Here is a 1,208-nt window from a genome sequence, read left to right as displayed (position 1 = left end):
GCATTAGTGATTCGGTTTATCGATACCAGCCTAAAGCGAATAACGATCATGAAGTGATTGTTGAACTGCAAAAGGCGGTTGAGCGTTATCCAGCCTACGGTTTTAGCAAATTGCTCAAAATACTTCGTCGCTGGGGACATGGCTGGAATCATAAACGGATATATCGGATTTACTGCGAACTCAAACTCAATAGGCGTCGTAAAGCGAAAAAACGCTTACCAACTCGTTCGCCTGAGCCGCTTAATGTGCCTATGGTAGCTAACCAGTGTTGGTCGATTGACTTTATGAGTGACAGCTTACAGTGCGGACGTCGATTTAGAACCTTCAACGTAGTGGATGACTTCAATCGTGAAGCACTCGCTATCGAAGTGGATTTAAGCCTCCCAGCGCAACGAGTGGTTCGAGTGCTTGAACGAATCATTGCATGGCGAGGTTATCCAGAAAAGTTGCGAATGGATAATGGCCCAGAGTTCATCTCTGTGACGCTTGCGACTTGGGCTGAGGAGCATGATATCAAGCTGGAATTTATCCAGCCAGGCAAACCGACTCAGAACTCCTATGTCGAACGATTTAACCGTACGTATCGCACAGAGATCCTCGATATGTATGTGTTCAGAACCTTGAATGAAGTGCGTGAGCTAACAGAAAACTGGATACGAGAATACAACGAAGAACGTCCCCATGATGCCCTCAACGATCTGACACCATGGGAATATTTAATGAAGAATGAACAAACCGAAACCTCTAATTATGGGCGCAACTAATTAGGGGAGGTTTACATTGTTCCTTAAGGGACTCGATGTCTTGTTTACTATTCATTCGTCGATTCTCACTTCAATAAGACGAGTGCCAAATTCTTTTGGCGCAGGCTCTATGGTTAAATCACCTTGTTTTTTACCTGACGCTATATAGCCCAGTTGTTGATGCTTTGAGGCTTGCCAGTTAAACGGCATGCTAACTAACACTGTGATGGTATCATCCGTGGTGCCGCCGGTAGTCTGGCAATCGATATGAGAAAAGTAAAACTGATTTAACCTACAAACCTGTTAATAGAGTTCAACTTGCATTCTTCTAGTCTTGAGTAAAAATAGGGTGTTTAAACATATCGTTCAATTTTGCTAGTTCCACATACTCGATATCTTTTTGACTCTCTAGGATTAGGGTGATGATTTTTTGTTTTTCTTCTATAGACGAACAGTAAAAATCTC

At 42.9% G+C, this 1,208-nt stretch carries 2 protein-coding genes; one reads left to right on the top strand and one right to left on the bottom strand.

What is annotated here, in order from left to right:
- Positions 1 to 764 (top strand): IS3 family transposase (locus DA100_RS08355; RefSeq protein ID WP_138971729.1); only part of this gene is annotated, 764 nt, incomplete at its 5' end.
- 51 nt (positions 765 to 815) lie between these two features.
- Here the strand turns inward: DA100_RS08355 and DA100_RS20945 are convergent.
- Entirely contained in the window at positions 816 to 953 is a 138-nt protein-coding gene (locus tag DA100_RS20945; protein ID WP_171052181.1) for a hypothetical protein, read from the bottom strand.
- Between the last annotated feature and the right edge of the window lie 255 nt (positions 954 to 1,208).

Source organism: Vibrio sp. Hep-1b-8, from assembly GCF_006124995.1.
Lineage (GTDB): Bacteria > Pseudomonadota > Gammaproteobacteria > Enterobacterales > Vibrionaceae > Vibrio.
This window is presented reverse-complemented; position numbering and strand designations above follow the sequence as displayed.